Origin of the sequence: Streptomyces sp. MS06 (assembly GCF_047200655.1) — a bacterium.
Classification (GTDB): domain Bacteria; phylum Actinomycetota; class Actinomycetes; order Streptomycetales; family Streptomycetaceae; genus Streptomyces.
In genome coordinates this window covers 1-15905 of record NZ_JBJZOJ010000059.1, presented here as the reverse complement: position 1 = coordinate 15905, position 15905 = coordinate 1, and the positions used below count along the sequence as shown (strand labels likewise).

General features: G+C 74.4%; 12 protein-coding genes. 8 read left to right on the top strand and 4 right to left on the bottom strand.

Annotated elements, in window-relative coordinates:
• Positions 1-91: 91 nt before the first annotated feature.
• Positions 92-562 carry a nitroreductase family deazaflavin-dependent oxidoreductase gene (locus ACL02U_RS26175; protein ID WP_412793400.1) on the bottom strand — a complete coding sequence of 157 codons (471 nt, stop codon included), beginning with the start codon at positions 560-562 and terminating at the stop codon, positions 92-94.
• A 449-nt stretch (positions 563-1011) separates the two neighbouring features.
• On the opposite strand from ACL02U_RS26175, the gene ACL02U_RS26170 reads away from it, so the two are divergent.
• From ACL02U_RS26170 to ACL02U_RS26160, 3 genes are all read left to right on the top strand, one after another.
• Positions 1012-2211, top strand: coding sequence for a cytochrome P450 (locus ACL02U_RS26170; RefSeq protein ID WP_412793399.1), 1200 nt, complete (start codon positions 1012-1014; stop codon positions 2209-2211).
• A 12-nt stretch (positions 2212-2223) separates the two neighbouring features.
• Positions 2224-2463: a ferredoxin gene (locus ACL02U_RS26165; protein ID WP_412793398.1), complete on the top strand. Its 240-nt coding sequence runs from the start codon at positions 2224-2226 to the stop codon at positions 2461-2463.
• A 766-nt stretch (positions 2464-3229) separates the two neighbouring features.
• Complete coding sequence (locus ACL02U_RS26160) at positions 3230-5068, top strand: ricin-type beta-trefoil lectin domain protein (RefSeq protein WP_412793397.1); 1839 nt, start codon at positions 3230-3232, stop codon at positions 5066-5068.
• 64 nt (positions 5069-5132) lie between these two features.
• Here ACL02U_RS26160 and ACL02U_RS26155 read toward each other — a convergent pair whose 3' ends face one another.
• A complete protein-coding gene (locus ACL02U_RS26155) occupies positions 5133-5804 on the bottom strand; it encodes a DUF4232 domain-containing protein (RefSeq protein ID WP_412793396.1) in 672 nt (223 codons plus the stop codon).
• A 59-nt stretch (positions 5805-5863) separates the two neighbouring features.
• A complete protein-coding gene (locus ACL02U_RS26150; protein ID WP_412793395.1) occupies positions 5864-8239 on the bottom strand; it encodes a SpoIIE family protein phosphatase in 2376 nt (791 codons plus the stop codon).
• Between the two features lie 363 nt (positions 8240-8602).
• Here ACL02U_RS26150 and ACL02U_RS26145 point away from each other — a divergent pair, with 363 nt between their 5' ends.
• The 4 genes from ACL02U_RS26145 to ACL02U_RS26130 all read left to right on the top strand — a co-directional run bounded on the left by ACL02U_RS26145 (position 8603) and on the right by ACL02U_RS26130 (position 13664).
• Entirely contained in the window at positions 8603-10846 is a 2244-nt protein-coding gene (locus ACL02U_RS26145; protein ID WP_412793394.1) for a glycoside hydrolase family 9 protein, read from the top strand.
• Positions 10847-10929: 83 nt separating this feature from the next.
• Entirely contained in the window at positions 10930-11175 is a 246-nt protein-coding gene (locus tag ACL02U_RS26140) for a hypothetical protein (RefSeq protein WP_412793393.1), read from the top strand.
• Positions 11176-11177: 2 nt separating this feature from the next.
• Positions 11178-11555: a toxin Doc gene (locus ACL02U_RS26135; protein WP_412793392.1), complete on the top strand. Its 378-nt coding sequence runs from the start codon at positions 11178-11180 to the stop codon at positions 11553-11555.
• A gap of 483 nt (positions 11556-12038) precedes the next feature.
• The gene (locus tag ACL02U_RS26130; RefSeq protein ID WP_412793391.1) at positions 12039-13664 is read left to right on the top strand and encodes a ricin-type beta-trefoil lectin domain protein; all 1626 of its coding nucleotides are present in this window, start codon (positions 12039-12041) and stop codon (positions 13662-13664) included.
• A gap of 182 nt (positions 13665-13846) precedes the next feature.
• Here ACL02U_RS26130 and ACL02U_RS26125 read toward each other — a convergent pair whose 3' ends face one another.
• Positions 13847-15016 (bottom strand): lactate 2-monooxygenase, encoded by a 1170-nt coding sequence (locus tag ACL02U_RS26125; RefSeq protein WP_412793390.1) that lies wholly within the window; start codon positions 15014-15016, stop codon positions 13847-13849.
• 405 nt (positions 15017-15421) lie between these two features.
• Between ACL02U_RS26125 and ACL02U_RS26120 the strand changes: the two genes are divergently transcribed.
• On the top strand, positions 15422-15844 hold the full coding sequence (locus ACL02U_RS26120; RefSeq protein ID WP_412793389.1) for a subtilase-type protease inhibitor: 423 nt from the start codon (positions 15422-15424) through the stop codon (positions 15842-15844).
• Positions 15845-15905: the final 61 nt, after the last annotated feature.

Sequence of the window (15905 nt, the reverse complement as noted above, 5' to 3'; positions counted from 1 at the left end):
GGAGGACGGAGCGGCTGCCCGGCGCGCGGCCGCCCATGCGCGCCGGGCGCGGATTCCCCTGTTCGCCCCTTCCGGGTCCGGGTCCCGGGAACTAGCCGGCCGCCGTGCCGCCGTGCGGCCGTTCGGCCTGCTCGAGGACGAACACCGGGATCCGCCGCGAGGTCTTCGCCTGGTAGTCGGCGTACGGAGGGTAGGCGGCGACCGCCCGCCGCCACCACTCGTCCCGCTCGGCGCCGGTGAGCTCGCGAGCCGTCATGTCCTGCCTTGCAGGGCCGTCCTGCAGCTCCACACGGGGGTCGGCCTTGAGGTTGTGGTACCACACGGGGTGCTTCGGAGCTCCTCCCTGCGAGGCGACCACGGCGTACCGTCCCGCATGCTCGACGCGCATCAGCGGCGTCTTGCGGACCTTTCCGCTCCGGGCACCCCGTGTCGTCAGGACCACGACGGGCAGTCCGCTGTCCCGCAGCGTGGTTCCCCGGGTCCCGCCGGAGCTCTCGTACAACTCGACCTGCTCGCGCACCCACTTCGTCGGGCTGGGCTCGTACTCGCCTTCAAGGGGCATGGCTTCCTTCCCATCGTCACGCCGTACGGATGAGGCGACGCCCCCGCACGCGAGGGCCGTCGCCTCATCCGTACCCCCGGTCGCGCCCGTCCCACGACATGCCGCCGCGGAAGTCACCGCCCTGTCCCACGGTCACGACGGACCGGGCCCCGGTGCGGGCAGGGCCGGGCGGGTCCGGCGGGATCCGGCAGCCCGCCGGCCGCGCCGGGCGGCCGGATCCCGCCAGCCGGGGCATCCCGGCGGGTGCGGTGGGGCCCGGGAAGGCTCCCGCACCCCGGTGGCGACGGCCCGGCCGCCCCCGCGCGGCCGAAGCCGCGGAACGCGGTGGAACGGTGCCCTTCGGCCAGATCACCCGGTTCCTCCATCTGGCCGAACTTCTCGTGGTCTCTTAGGTGCCTGAGGCATCTAATGGCGACGGAACGACGCACTCCTCGCCTGGAAGGTCTGCCATGACGGAACTCTCCCGACCCGTCGCCTTTCCCCAGGACCGCACCTGCCCCTACCAGCCGCCGACCGCATACGAACCCCTGCGCTCCAGCCGTCCGCTGGCCCGGATCCGCCTCTACGACGGCCGGACCGCCTGGCTGGTCACCGGCCATCACGCGGCCCGCGAACTCCTCGCCGACCCGCGGCTGTCGTCCGATCGGACCCGACCCGGTTTCCCCGCCGCGACCGCCCGCTTCCAGGCCGCCCGCCGGCGCCGGGCCGCGCTGCTGGGTGTCGACGACCCCGAGCACCGGGCCCAGCGGCGCCTGCTGGTGCCGAGCTTCACCCTCCGGCGTGCCGCCGAGCTCAGGCCGGACATCCAGCGCATCGTCGACGAGCGTCTCGACGCCATGGAGGCGCAGGGCCCGCCCGCGGACCTCGTGTCCGCGTTCGCGCTGCCCGTGCCGTCGATGGTGATCTGCGCCCTCCTCGGTGTGCCGTACGCCGACCACGAGTTCTTCGAGGAGCAGTCGCGCCGGCTGCTGCGCGGCCCGGACGGCGCGGACGTCCTGGACGCCCGCGACCGCCTGGACGACTACCTCGGCACGCTGATCGACCGCAAGCAGCGGGAGCCCCGCGGCGAAGGCGTCCTCGACGACCTCGTCCACGAGCACTTGAACGAGGGCGCGGTGGACCGGGCCGAACTCACCGCGCTCGCCATCATCCTGCTGGTCGCCGGACACGAGACCACCGCCAACATGATCTCGCTGGGCACCTACACCCTGCTCCGGCACCCCGACCGGCTGGCCGATCTGCGCCGGGATCCCGGACTGCTGCCCGCCGCCGTGGAGGAGCTGATGCGGCTGCTGTCGATCACGGACGGGCTGGTCCGGCAGGCCACCGAGGACGTCGAGGTCGCGGGGACGCGGATCCGGGCCGGCGAGGGCGTGTTCTTCGCGACCTCGGTCATCAACCGCGACGAGAGCGTCTACCCCGACCCGGACGCCCTGGACTTCCACCGCTCCGCCCGCCACCACGTCGGCTTCGGATTCGGCATCCACCAGTGCCTGGGCCAGAACCTGGCCCGCGCCGAGCTGGAGATCGCGCTGCGCACCCTCGTCGAGCGGTTGCCCGGGCTCCGGCTGGCCGCCCCGGCCGAGGAGATCCCCTTCAAGCCCGGCGACACCATCCAGGGGATGCTGGAACTCCCCGTGACCTGGTAGGAGGCTGCGGGTATGGACAGCACAACGCCCCCGGACGTCCGCATCGACACCGACCTGTGCATCGGGGCGGGCCAGTGCGCACTGGCCGCCCCCGACGCGTTCACCCAGGACGAGGACGGCTACAGCACCCTTCTGCCCGGCGGCGCCGGCGGCCCGATGGTCCGGGAAGCGGCCCGCGCCTGCCCGGTCGGGGCGATCACGGTCTCGAGCCCCGGAAACGGAGGCAGCGCTGCGGACCGTCCGCTCCCGTAGCGGCCCGCGCGGTGCGAGCCGGGTCCCGTCCGCGACCGGGGCCGCTCCGACCGCTTCCCGCACGTGAGCCGAAGGCCGAGGTGATGGCCCGCTCCGCCGAAGACCCCGGCGGTCCGGGCAGCCGGCCCCCGCTACGGCCGGACCCCCCTTCGGCCGGCCCCGCCGCGGCCGGCAGCGGCCCCGCAGCGACCCACCGCGGGGCGGCGAACCACGGTCCGGCGAGCCACGGCCCGGCGAGCCATGGCCCGGCGCCGGCTCCGTCCGTGCGGCGTCCCGGTACGGAAGCTCCCCTGCGACTGCATGTCCTCTCGAAGGCGCCCGCGTGCCCTCCCGCACGCTGCCGGAGCGCTCGGACGACCGCACCCGAACGATCTCCGTCCCGGTCCTCCCGCTCGGGCGGCTCCGTCTCGCTCAGGCCGGCTCCGCCCCGCTCGGGCCGCTGCCCGGAGTGGGCCGCCGGGGCTACCCGCCCCACCCGGACCACGACTGTTGACGAACCGTCAAATATGCTGCCGGGCAGCGTTGATGGGCCATTGCGCGGTATCCCTTGTCCGCCCCACCCGCCTGTGCCAAGGTGTGCCCCGTCGGGGTGCGGACAACGTTGCCCCTGCACCCACGAGGCGGCCCGCGTCAACCTTCCGCGCTCCACAAGAGCGGGTCCCGGGCGGGCGCCCGAGACTCCGCGGCGGTGCGTGATCCGCCGTCTGACGACCCGTAGCCCCGGACGGGGCCCCACGCCGCATGCCCCCGGGAGGAACGCAGCCCCGTGAACACCGCAGGCTCCCCGCACACCCCCGGGTCGGCGCATCCTCCCGCCCCGAGCGACGCGCAACTGAGTACCCGGCTGAGGAGCGGAGACGGCACGTCACCCGCCCCGCAGCCCGTTGCGGAACTCCTCGACCGGCATTGGGAACCCGTGTTCGGGTACGCCCGGCTGTGCACCGACGACACGCCTGCCGCGGGCATGCTGACCACCACGGCGTTCACCCGGCTGTTCGGCGACGCCCTGCGGAACTCCGGACCGAGCGCGGCGTGGCGCCCCGACCTCCTGGTCACCGTCCGCCGGATGGCGGCCGAGTGGAGAGACGACGACCGCTCGGAACTCCTGCACCCGGCACTGCGCGGCGCCGGGGACAGTCCGCGCCCGGCGTCCGACCGTCTGCTGCCGCCGCCCCACCGCCACACCCTGTCCCGGGCGTTCCAACGCCTGCCACAGTCCGCCCGGTGCGTCCTGTGGCACTCCGAGGCCGAGGCGGAGCCCCCGGACCTGACCGCGGCGGTGCTGGGCATGGACCCGCAGGAGGTGGGTTCCACCGCGCGCCGCGCCCGCGAGCGGCTGCGCACGGAACTCCTCCAGGTGCACCGCGAGACCGCACCCGGCGACGACTGCCGGCTCTACCAGCGGCTGCTGGAGGTGACCGACCGGCGTGACGGCGGTTCCGTCGACCCCGACCTGCGTCGGCACCTCGACCACTGCCGGCACTGCCGGTGCACGGCCGACCAGCTGGCCCGCTTCCACGGGGGCCTCGGCCTCGCGCTCGCCGAGGCGGTGCTCGGCTGGGGGGCCCGCGACTACACCGCGGCCGCCGCCGTCCGCAACTCCGGCCGGCCCGACCGGGCGGGCCCCTGCGGACCCGGTCGCGGACAGGCAGCCGGCGGCCACGGACACCGCGCTCCGACGGCACCTGCCGGAGCGTCCCACCGCGCACCCGCGGCGCCCCCCGGCGGACCGCCCACCGGGTACGGAGCGGACCCGGGCGAGGAGGACCGCAGCCGACCGGTACCGGGAAAGGGCCGGAGCACCGTCCGGACGGCCTCGGCCGCCACCGGCACGAGCGACCCGCGGATCGTGTCGCGCGGCGGTCGGCGGGCCGGCCCCGGCCGCCCGCCCGGCGGGCACCGCGCCGCCGCCCGCAGGGCGGTGCACCGGGCCCGGGCGGCCCGCCGGCGGACCCTGGGGCTCGCGGCCCTCGCGGCATCCGCGGCGATCGCCCTGCCGGCGGCGCTGTGGTTCGGCCTCGGTGCGTCGGGCGCAGGGAGCGGGCGCGCGGCGGGGCCCGCACGGTCTCCCGCGACCGGCGGCGCCGAGCCCACCGCGGGCCCCTCGTGGACCGGCCTCGGTGCCGCCGGCCGGGGCGCGTTGACGGGGCGGCTGCACAACGCGGGCTCGCGGTTGTGCGTCGCGGTCGTGGGCGGATCGGCTCGCCCGGGTGCCGAGACCGAACTCGCCGGCTGCAGCAGTGCCCCCGCGCAGCAGTGGGCGTACGAGGCCGACGGCCTGCTGCGCAGCGTCGCGGCGCCCGGTCTGTGCCTCGACTCACACCTCGGGTACTCCGTGCGGCTGTCCCCGTGCACCACGCTGACCCGGCCCGGCGGCCGGAACATCCGCTACGACTTCACCGTGCAGGGCGTCCTGGTACCCCGCTGGAACCAGGACCTCGCCCTCACGCCCGCCGCAACCGACGGCTCCGGCGCGCTGGTCCTGAAGAACCGGGCGGCGCTACCCGTGCAGCACTGGACCTTCGACACCGCCTCGGCCGCCGGCCTCCGGATGAAGGCCGTCAACTGGAACACCCCGTCGCCCCGGCCGACCGGGAACCACTAGCGGCCGGGTGGACGGGGGGCGCCGACCGCGTGCCGGCCGCCGCCCGTACGGCCGGGCAAGCGGCTCAGGTCCCGTCGCCCGCTCTGAACGGCATGAGCGAGACCTCGGAGGCGTTGCCGCCGACCGGTACCGCCCCGGCGGTCCACGGCACGGTCAGCGGATCGCGTTCGTCGGGCGGCGTCACCAGCAGCGAGGCGGGAGTGCCGGTGGCGGCCCCGCTGATCTCCGGGTTCGAGAACGTGAGTCCGGCCCAGGCGCTGGCGCCCGGAGCCAGGGTCACGGTGGTGGGTGACGAGCCGGCCGCCCGGTGGGGGTCGGGGCCCAGCTGCTGTCCGGCCGCGTCCACGAACGCGGCACCCGGGAAGCCGTGCAGCGTGCAGGTGCGGGCGGAGGTGTTGGTCAGGACGACGGGGAAGTTCTCCTGCCCGGCGCCGCGGTCCTCGCGGCCGACGGACGCCCGAAGCTCGGAGGTGTGGCAGCGGGTGCCCTGCCGCGCCGCCCGCGAGGAGGCCGGGGCGGCACCGCCGCCGGGCGCGTTCGTGGCGGCGGCCGTTCCGCCGGTCCTGGGCGTGCCGGACGACGACGGCGCGGAAGCGGCCCCGGAGGACACGGCCGCGGCCGGGGTCGGGGCGGAGGCGCTGTGCCCGCCACCGCCACCGCCACCGCAGGCGGTCAGTGCGGGCGGCAGCACACAGAGGGTCAGGGCGACGGTCAGCAGACGCTTGGAGGCTGGCATGCCCGACGTCTGCCCCACCCCGCGCCGTCCGAAGCGCGTCCGCGACACGGAAGCCTCCACTACTCCACCTCGTCCAGCGTCAGTTCCGCCCAGATCGTCTTGCCGTCGTGCGTGTGCCGGCTGCCCCAGCGCTGGGTCAGCTGGGCCACCAGCAGCAGCCCCCGGCCGCCCTCGTCCCAGGTCTTCGCCCGCCGAAGGTGCGGGGCGGTGTGACTGCTGTCGGACACCTCGCAGATCAGCGTGCTCGCGTCGTGGATCAACCGCAGCCTGATCGGGCGGGAGCCGTAGCGGATGGCATTGGTGACCAGTTCGCTGACCACCAGTTCGGTGGTGAACGTGGCCTCGCTCAGCGACCAGGCGTCGAGCTGGTCGCCGACCTGCTTGCGGATCGGCGCGACCAGGGCCGGGTCGGCCGGGATGTCCCAGGTGGCGACCCGGGAGGCGGGCAGGCCCTGGGTGCGGGCCAGCAGCAGTGCCACGTCGTCGGCGGCCCCGCCGGGCGGCAGCAGCGCGTGCAGGATCCGGTCGCAGGTCTCGTCCAGCGCCCCCTCGTCCGTGGCCAGCGTGTCGCCCAGCAACCGGTGCCCGGACGCGGTGTCGCGGTCGCGGGACTCGACCAGGCCGTCCGTGAAGAAGGCGAGCACGCTGCCCTCCCGCAGCTCCAGCTCGGTGCTCTCGAACGGCAGCCCGCCCAGGCCCAGCGGGGGACCGGCGGGCAGCACCAGCGGCCGGGGCGGCCCACCGGGCGGCAGCAGGACCGGCTGCGGGTGCCCGGCCCGGGCCAGTGTGCAGCGGCGGGACACGGGGTCGTAGACCGCGTACAGGCAGGTGGCGCCCACCTCGCCCGGCCGGCCCTCGCCGCCCGCCTCCTCCGACAGCCGCAGCACCAGGTCGTCCAGGTGGGTGAGCAGTTCGTCCGGGGCGAGGTCGATGTCGGCGAGCGTACGCACCGCCGTACGCAGCCGTCCCATGGTGGCCGACGCCTGGACCCCGTGGCCGACGACGTCCCCGACGACCATCGCGACACGCAGCCCGGACAGCGGGATCACGTCGAACCAGTCGCCGCCCACCCCGGTCCGCGCGGCCGGGAGGTAGCGGGTGGCCGCCTCGACGGCGGCCGTGCGGGGCATGCTCCGAGGCAGCAGGCTGCGCTGCAGTGCGAGCGCCGTCTCGCGTTCCCGGGAGTAGCGGCGGGCGTTGTCGATGCAGACCGCGGCCCGGGCGGTGACCTCCTCGGCGAGCAGCACGTCGTCCGGGGTGAACGGATCGGAGTGCCTGTGCCGGGTGAGCACCGCGGCGCCGAGGGTCGTGCCACGGGCCCTGATCGGCACGGACATGGCGGTGTGGACGCCGAACCTCCGGGCCCGGGCGCTGCGCGCCGGGTCGTCGGCGAGCCACCGCTGGAGGTCCCCGGTCGCGGCCGAGACGATGACGGTGCGCCCCGAGACCAGGGAGTCGGCCTGCGGAGAGGCCTCCGGGTAGAGCTGCACCTCGCCCGGTTCGGCGGCGGCCTCGGGCGTGCCGGGGTTGACCGACCGGTGTGCGACGCGGCGCAGCGGTACCGGCGCGGTCGGCGGACCCGAGGGCTCGCCCGCCTGCTCGGCGGGGTCGAGGAGGTCGACGCTGACGAAGTCGGCCAGCGCGGGCACGCACACGTCGGCCAGTTCCTGGGCGGTGCGGGCGATGTCCAGGGTGGTGCCGATGCGCACGCTCGCCTCGTTCACCAACTGCAGGCGCTCACGTGCGAGATGGCTCTCCGTGATGTCGTGGGCGGCCAGGCACACTCCGCACACCCGGCCCTCGTCGTCGGTCACCGGTGCCATCCGGGCGAGCCAGGCGGACGACCGGTCCGTGCCGCCGGCGCGGGGGTGGGTCTCCACGTCCTGCGGCCGACCGGTGGTGAGCACCTCGTGCAGGTGCCGTTCCAGTTCCTCGCTCTGCTCCCGGCCGCCGATCTCGGAGAGCCGCAGGCCCCGTACGCGTTCCTCCGGCAGGCCGAGAACCCTCGCCATGGCGTCGTTCATCCGGCGCAGCCGCAGCCGGACGTCGTACACGGCCACGGCGCACGGGGACTGCACCAGGGCCGCCGAGGTGAGCGGGTCGTCCGGTGCGTCCGGTGCGCCGGCGTCCACGGGTGTGACGAAGAGCCAGTGGCCGGGGCGTCCGAGCCGGGGGGCGCTGTGGTGGGCGAGCAGCCATATGCGCAGGGTCCGGCCGTCGCGATGGCGCAAAGTGACCGTGCCGTGCCAGCGCGGGCCGGCCGGCATGGCGCCCGGGTCCTCAGTCAGGAGGTTGGTGACGGGATGGTCCACCACCTCGTCCGCCGTCCACCCCAGCAGCCGCCGGGCCCCGGCGTTCCAGCCGGTCAGCGTGCCGTCCTCGGAGATGACAGCCCGTGCCGTCGCGGCATCGTCGAACGGATGGTCCGGGCTCATCGTCGCCACTCCATTGCGCACACTCAGCGTGAACAAATGTGTCACGTGGGTTCCAGCCTAGTCTGTCACCGTCCGGCCGGGACGCCGACCCGGTGGTTGCCGCCGCCCCTGGAGAGGTGGTCAAGGCCAGATCCGGCCGAAACGGTACACCGCTGAAGCGCGGGAGCATACGGGCGGGGGTGGACGGGCCGGTCGGCGGTGCCGGCCCGGTCGGCGCGGCGGACCGGGCCGTAAACGGTCGGGTCCGGACCGTTGACGTCGTGTCATGACTACAACAAGCATGGGGCGACCGGATTCTGGGAGCGCTCCCATGGCTTTCGGCCGTGCCGGCGGTGCCTCCCGCGCGTCTCGAGGAGCCCACACGTGAAACGACGCAGAACCGCCCTGCTGTCCGTGACCGCGCTGCTGGCGGCGGTGCTCGGCATGCTGCCCGCCCAGTCCGCCGGCGCCGACGAGGTCGAGCAGATCAGGAACGGCACCTTCGACACCACCACCGACCCGTGGTGGGCCGGCGACAACGTCGCCGTGGGCCTGTCCGGCGGCCGGATGTGCGCCGACGTCCCCGGCGGCACCGCCAACCGCTGGGACGCCGCCCTCGGGGAGAACGACATCACGCTCGTCAAGGGGGAGTCCTACCGGTTCTCCTTCACCGCCGACGGTTCTCCCGCGGGCCACGTGGTGCGGGCCGTCGTCGGCCTGTCGGTGGCGCCCTACGACACCTACTTCGAGGTCAGTCCGCAGGTCGGCGTCTCCGGCGACACGTACTCCTACACGTTCACCTCCCCCGTGGACACCGGTCAGGGCCAGGTCGCCTTCCAGCTGGGCGCCAGCGCCGACCCCTGGCGGTTCTGCGTGGACGACGTCTCCCTGCTGGGCGGTGCGCCGCCCGAGGTGTACCGGCCCGACACCGGTCCGCGGGTCCGCGTCAACCAGGTGGCCTACCTTCCGGACGGCCCCAAGAACGCCACCCTGGTCACCGACGCCACCAGCCGCCTGCCCTGGCGGCTGAAGGACGCCCGCGGCCGGACCGTCGCCCGCGGCAGGACCGCGCCGCGCGGCACCGACGCCTCCTCGGGGCAGAACGTCCACACCATCGACTTCGGCTCCTACCACCACCGGGGCGAGGGCTTCACCCTGGTCGTCGACGGCGAGACCAGCCGCCCCTTCGCCATCGGCACGGCAGCCTACGAGCAACTGCGCCTGGACGCCGTCAAGTACTACTACACGCAGCGCAGCGGCATCGCCGTCCGCGACGACCTGCGCCCCGGCTACGGCCGGCCCGCCGGGCACCTGAACGCCGCCCCGAACCAGGGCGACGCCGACGTGCCCTGCCGGCCGGGCGTGTGCGACTACCGGCTGGACGTCACCGGCGGCTGGTACGACGCCGGCGACCACGGCAAGTACGTCGTCAACGGAGGCATCACCACCTGGGAGCTGCTCAGCACCTACGAGCGCTCCCTGCACGCCCGCACCGGGCACCCGGGTGCGCTCGGCGACGGCACCCTCGCCATCCCGGAGAGCGGCAACAGGGTGCCCGACATCCTCGACGAGGCCCGCTGGGAACTGGACTTCCTGCTGAAGATGCAGGTGCCGGACGGGCAGCCGCTGGCCGGCATGGCCCACCACAAGGTGCACGACGAGCAGTGGACCGGTCTGCCGCTGCTGCCCTCCGCGGACCCGCAGAAGCGGGAGCTGCACCCGCCGACCACCGCGGCGACCCTGAACCTGGCGGCGACCGCCGCCCAGGCGGCCCGCCTGTACCGCCCCTACGACAGGGCGTTCGCCCGCCGCGCGCTCGCCGCCGCCCGCAAGGCCTGGGCGGCCGCGCTCGCCCACCCCGACCTGTACGCGGACCCGGACGACGCCACCGGCGGCGGAGCCTATGCCGACGACGACGTCTCCGACGAGTTCTACTGGGCGGCGGCCGAGCTGTACCTGACGACCGGCGGCAAGCGGTTCGAGCGGTACGTCCTGGACTCCCCGGTGCACACCGCCGACATCTTCGGCAGCCTGGGCTTCGACTGGTCCCGCACCGCGGCCGCCGGGCGCCTGGACCTCGCCACCGTGCCCAACCGGCTGCCCGGGCGCGCCGAGGTCCGCCGGTCCGTCGCGCGCGGAGCCGACACCTACCTCGCCACCCTGAGGTCCCAGCCCTACGGCATGCCGTACGCGCCCGAGGGCAACCGCTACGACTGGGGCTCCAACCACCAGGTCCTCAACAACGCCGTCGTCCTCGCCACCGCCTACGACCTCACCGGCGCCCGCAAGTACCGGGACGGGGCCGTCGAGAGCATGGACTACGTGCTCGGGCGCAACGCGCTGAACATCTCCTACGTCACCGGCTACGGCGAGGTCAGCTCGCACAACGAGCACAGCCGCTGGTACGCGCACGAACTCGACCCGGCGCTGCCGAACCCGCCGCGCGGCACGCTCGCCGGCGGACCGAACTCCGGCATCCAGGACCCCTACGCGCAGAGCCGGCTCCAGGGGTGCGTGGGCCAGTTCTGCTACATCGACGACATCCAGTCCTGGTCGACCAACGAAACCGCGGTCAACTGGAACGCGGCCCTGGCGCGGATGGCGTCCTTCGTCGCCGACCAGGACTGAGCCGAGGCCCTCCCGGTACCGTGGCCGGACCGCCTTGACCGGCGGATATTTACCGTGAAATGACCGCACGGTACCGTGAGGGCATGCCAGCTCTGAATGTGGAGTTCAGCGACCGGGAACTCGAGGACCTGAGGCAGATCGCCAAGGAGCGCGGTACCTCCATGAAGGCGCTCGTGCGGGAGGCCGCCGCCGCCGACATCGCACGGCACCGCGCACTGCAGGAGGGTGCGGAGGCCTTCCGGCAGTTCTTCGCCTCCCACGCGGACGAGTTCGCGGCCGCCTTCCCCGACGACGAGCCGTCCACCGGCGGCACCGGGCGGGTCGCCTGACCATGCCGCCCGTCATCCACGTGGACGTGCCCTGGCTGCTCCAGCGCCACGAAGAGGTCCTGCCCGAGCAGCCGACGATCAACGACTTCTCCGCGCTGGTCGCCGCGGTCGCCCGGCACCGGGTCGACCCGCCCCGCCTCGGCGTGGACTCCGACCCCGCCTGGCGGGCCGCGGCCCTGCTGCACACCCTTGCCGTGCTCAAGCCGCTGCCGTCGGCCAACGCCCGCTTCGCCTGCGCCACGGCCGTGGCGTACATGTTCGTCAGCGGGGCCGGCATCGACCCGCCGTACGGCGCGCTCGTCGACCTCGCGCGCGACCTGCTGGCCGGCAAGGCCGACGTCTTCGGTGCGGCCGACCGGCTGCGTTCCTGGCAGATCTGAGCGCACCCCTCCCGGACCGCCGGCCGAGGGCGGGAGGAACACGGCCGGCGGTCGTTCCGCGAAGGAGAGCCGCCGTGCTGCGCGGGGCCGGAGAGGAAGGGCCGGTTCCAGCCAACTACGGTCACCGGTCCACGGGCAGCGTGCGCGCCCCGCCGGTGGGTGCGGGTGAATCACACGGGGCGCATGCGCTCGCGAATGGTGCTGCGTGCGGGAGAAGTTGAGTCCGCTTCTGACTTTCTTTCAATAGCGCGGATGTGGCCCGTTCGCCTTGTTGGGCTCAAGTGGTTTGTGCGAGGCTGTGCCACCCGTGCGGGGGGTGACCACCGGATCTCCACAGGAACACCGCGGTGTCGGATCCGGCGTATTGTCTGTGAAGCACCTGAATTCGCTCCCCGCTCGCGCCGAAAAGGTACGCACCAGCCCGCGCCCCTTTCCGGCGCTGTGAACATATGTGCCACAAGCGCGTGGGAAGGATTCCGCTCAGTGCTCACCCCCCACCCCTATCGTCCCCCTTCTGTGTCGCGTGGATCCGATACCGGTGAGACCGACACGGAACTCGCCGCGACCGCAGCCGGCGGTTCGGACGACGCGGCGGCCCGGTCCACCGCCCTGCTCATGGCCCGGCACTGGCGGCCCGTGCACTCCTACGCCGTGATCTGCCTCGCCTCCCCCTCGGACGTCGCGGCCATGGTCACCGCCGCCGCCTTCCACCAGGTCTTCGACCGCCTCACCCTGGGCGAGTCCGCCGCCGCCCTGCGTCCCCGCCTGCTGCTGGCCGTGCGGGACACGGTGCGCCGCTGGGCGGCCGCCGACGGGGCTCCCCAGGCGTTGCCGCAGCTGCGCAAGCCCGCCGGGGGGCGCGGGATGCGGGCCGCCGCGAACCTCACCCCGGAGAACCGGCAGTTGGTCGAGCGGTCATTCCATTCCCTTCCCGCCGAGGCCCAGTGCCTGCTCTGGCACACCGAGGTGGAGGGCGAGGAGATATCCGCGGCCGCCGCACTTCTGGGACTGGATCCTGGAACGGCCGAGAACGCCGTGGAAGCGGCGAGGGAAAAACTCCGGGAAGCCTGCGTCCGAGCCCACCGGGAACTCGCTCCCACCAAGGAGTGCCGTTTCCACAACCGCCTCTTGGACGTCCCCATACGACGCGGCGGTGCCCTGCTCCCGGACGTCCGCCGGCATCTCGCCGAGTGCCGCTACTGCCGTTCCGCGGCCGAGCAGCTCGGCCAATTCGACAGCGGACTGGGGCCGTTGCTCGCCGAGGCCGTGCTCGGCTGGGGTGCCCGCCGCTACCTCGACTCGCGGCCCGGCCGGGCCCGCAGGCAGGGCGAGCGGCTGCGGGGCGCCGCCCGGCACCGCAGCGGACGAAACGGCACCCAGGGCCGGCTGCTGGCCCGCATCCCCCCGCCCCTGCGGGGGCCCGCGGTCGTGGCGGGCGCCCCCCGCGCGCTGCTCACCGGAGTCGGCGTGGTCTCCGCGGGCGTGGTGGTCGCCCTGCTGGTCACCGGCGCCTGGTCCGGGGACGGCGGCACCGCCCCGGCCGCGTCGCGAAGCTCCTCCGGCGGCCCGGGCACCGAGGCGCAGCTCCCGCCCGCCGCCACCGCACCCAGCGGCGTCCCCCGGCTGCCGACCGGTCCGCGCGAGGGCAGGCTGCGCAGCGCGGCAACCGGCCTCTGCCTGGACGTGCGGGGTGAGGCGCGGGCCGGAGCGGCCGTCCGCCAGGCGGCGTGCACGACGGCCTGGACACAGCAGTGGTCCTACGAGAACGACGGGCTGCTGCGCAGCGCGGCGGACCCCGGGCTCTGCCTGGACTCCCACGCGGACGCCGGTGTCGTCGTGCTCGGCACGTGCGCGGAGCAGGACGACGCGCGCAACGTCGACGTGCGGTACGACCTCACCGTGCGGGGCGAGTTGCTGCCCCGCTGGGACGCGAGCCTCGCCCTGACCACCCAGGCCTCCGTGGACGCGGACCTCGTGGTCAGGCCCCGTGACGGTGCCACGGACCAGCGCTGGCTGCTCGCCCCGGTCGCCGACGGCGCGGGTCCGCCGTCCGTGGCCGCGACGCCGGCGGCTTCCGCGTCACTGCTGCAGCCGGCCGAACAGGGCTGACCCACCCGGTGCGCTCGCCGGGGCCGCCCCTCGGCGACCGCACCGCGCCGCCCCGGGGGCCCGTCACGGGCCGGCCGCGAGTGTCACCGGGGCCGGTCGCGAGCGTCGCCGGGCCGGTCGCGAGCGTCGCCGGGGAGGGAGCGGCGCGGGTCCGCGCCCGGCCGCGGTGCACTCGGCCGTGCTCAGGCGGGCTCCTCGACGAGGTCGCCGGCGTCCACGTCCGACGGCCCGGTGCGGCCGGACAGGGCCAGGGTGAGGTCGAACTCGGCGAGCAGGCAGCGGATCACATGCTCGACGCCGGCCTGCCCGTCCAGGCCGAGACCGTAGACGTACGGCCGCCCCAGCAGGACCGCCCGCGCCCCCAGGGCGAGCGCCTTGAACACGTCGTCGCCGGTGCGCACCCCGCTGTCGAAGAGCACCGCCAGCCGGTCGCCGACCGCCTCGGCCACCCGCGGCAGCGCGTCGGCGGCGGCGACCGCACCGGCCACCTGGCGCCCTCCGTGGTTGGAGACCGCCACGCCGTCCATGCCGGCATCGGCGGCCAGCCGGGCGTCGTCCGGGTGCAGGACACCCTTCAGCACGATCGGGCCGTCCCAGTTCTCCCGCAGGAACGCCAGGTCCGGCCAGGTCTTGCCGGGATCGGCGAACATGCCGACGAAGTGCATCACCGCCGCGTTCGGATCCTCGTGGACGGGCTTGGCCAGGCCCGAGCGGAAGGCCGGGTCGCTGAAGTAGTTGGCGGTGCCGACCCCGTGCAGGAACGGAAGGTACGCCCGGTCCAGATCGCGCGGCCGCCAGGCGAGCAGCGGGGTGTCCAGGGTGACGACCAGCACCCGGTAGCCGGAGGCCCGCGCCCGGGTGAGGAAGCTCCGCGTCACCTCGCGGTCCTTGGCCCAGTACAGCTGGAACCAGCGCTCCGCGTCCCCCATCGCCCGGGCGACCTCCTCCATCGGCGTGCTGGACGCCGAGGACAGGATGAACGGCACCCCCTGCGCCGCCGCGGCGCGGGCCGCCGCGCACTCCGCGTCCGGATGCATGATCGACAGCACGCCGACCGGCGCCAGCGCCAGCGGTGCCGGGAGCGGCCGGCCCAGCACCTCCACCGACAGGTCGCGCTCACGCACGTCGCGCAGCATGCGCGGGACGATCCGGCGGCGGTCCAGGGCCGCCCGGTTGGCGCGGGCGGTGCTGCCGCTGCCGGCGCTGCCGGCCACGTAGCCGACCGGGCCGGGACCGAGACGCTGCTCGGTCAGCTCCTCCAGCCGGTTGAGATCGGTGGGCAGCCGGGGCACCGCACCCGTCATCCCGTTGAGGTAGATCTCGTACTGGAAGTCCGCCCAGTGCCTGGCCATGCGCCGTACCGCCTCTCCTCGTCGAGCCGCGCTGCCCCGCGACCCTACCGAGCGGTAGGGGGAAGGGCGTCGGGGCGGGCGGCACGGTGACGAAGGAGCCGCCCGAATGTGAACACGAAGGGGTGTCCGGAAGTCGGGTGAAAGCGGAAGCGGAGTGTTTCAAGACGATTAACGAACAGGGGGAAATCGGCCAAGTGGCCGGGGCGGATGTCCCGGAGGGCCGTGATTACGGGGCTGACGTGTTCGAATTCCGTGACTTCGCGCCACTGTTTCAACACGCAAGGTTACTGAAAAATGAGGGGTGAAGATGAGTTTCGGCGGCGGAATCGGCAGACTCGCGCTCGCCGCCGCAGCACCCACCGGTTCGCGGCCGGCACACCCCGATCGAGCGGAAGGATGCACACAATGCGTTTCACCGCGCGCTGGGCGGCGACCGTCGGACTGACGGCGACCGCCGTCTGCTGGCCCCTCGCCCAGGCGGCGCCCGCCGCCCCCTCCTCGCTGTACGCCCCGTCGGCCCTGGTGATGACGGTCGGTCACGGCGACAGCGCTGCCACCGCCACCCCGGCGCGCGCGGTCACCCTGACCTGTGCACCGGCACCCACCGGCACCCACCCGGCACCCGCCGCGGCCTGTGCCGAACTGTGGGCCGCGGGAGGCGACCCCGGAGCGCTGACCACCCGAGGCGACGTGTGGTGCACCCGGCAGTACGACCCCGTCGTCGTCACGGTCGACGGGGTGTGGCAGGGAACCCGCGTCTCCTGGGAGCGCAGTTTTGCCAACGAGTGCGTGAAGACCGCCTACGGCATCAGCGTCTTCGCGTTCTGAGGACCGGGATCGCACGGTCTTCGCGACCGCCGCGCGAGGCTCGTTGCTGGGGAGTGCGAGC

What these genes read in the sequence shown, in the direction of transcription:
- ACL02U_RS26175 (WP_412793400.1), bottom strand. Translation starts at nt 562, where the DNA reads ATGCCCCTTGAAGGCGAGTACGAGCCCAGCCCGACGAAGTGGGTGCGC.
- ACL02U_RS26155 (WP_412793396.1), bottom strand. Translation starts at nt 5,804, where the DNA reads ATGCCAGCCTCCAAGCGTCTGCTGACCGTCGCCCTGACCCTCTGTGTG.
- ACL02U_RS26165 (WP_412793398.1), top strand. Translation starts at nt 2,224, where the DNA reads ATGGACAGCACAACGCCCCCGGACGTCCGCATCGACACCGACCTGTGC.
- ACL02U_RS26150 (WP_412793395.1), bottom strand. Translation starts at nt 8,239, where the DNA reads ATGAGCCCGGACCATCCGTTCGACGATGCCGCGACGGCACGGGCTGTC.
- ACL02U_RS26170 (WP_412793399.1), top strand. Translation starts at nt 1,012, where the DNA reads ATGACGGAACTCTCCCGACCCGTCGCCTTTCCCCAGGACCGCACCTGC.
- ACL02U_RS26125 (WP_412793390.1), bottom strand. Translation starts at nt 15,016, where the DNA reads ATGGCCAGGCACTGGGCGGACTTCCAGTACGAGATCTACCTCAACGGG.
- ACL02U_RS26140 (WP_412793393.1), top strand. Translation starts at nt 10,930, where the DNA reads ATGCCAGCTCTGAATGTGGAGTTCAGCGACCGGGAACTCGAGGACCTG.
- ACL02U_RS26120 (WP_412793389.1), top strand. Translation starts at nt 15,422, where the DNA reads ATGCGTTTCACCGCGCGCTGGGCGGCGACCGTCGGACTGACGGCGACC.
- ACL02U_RS26135 (WP_412793392.1), top strand. Translation starts at nt 11,178, where the DNA reads ATGCCGCCCGTCATCCACGTGGACGTGCCCTGGCTGCTCCAGCGCCAC.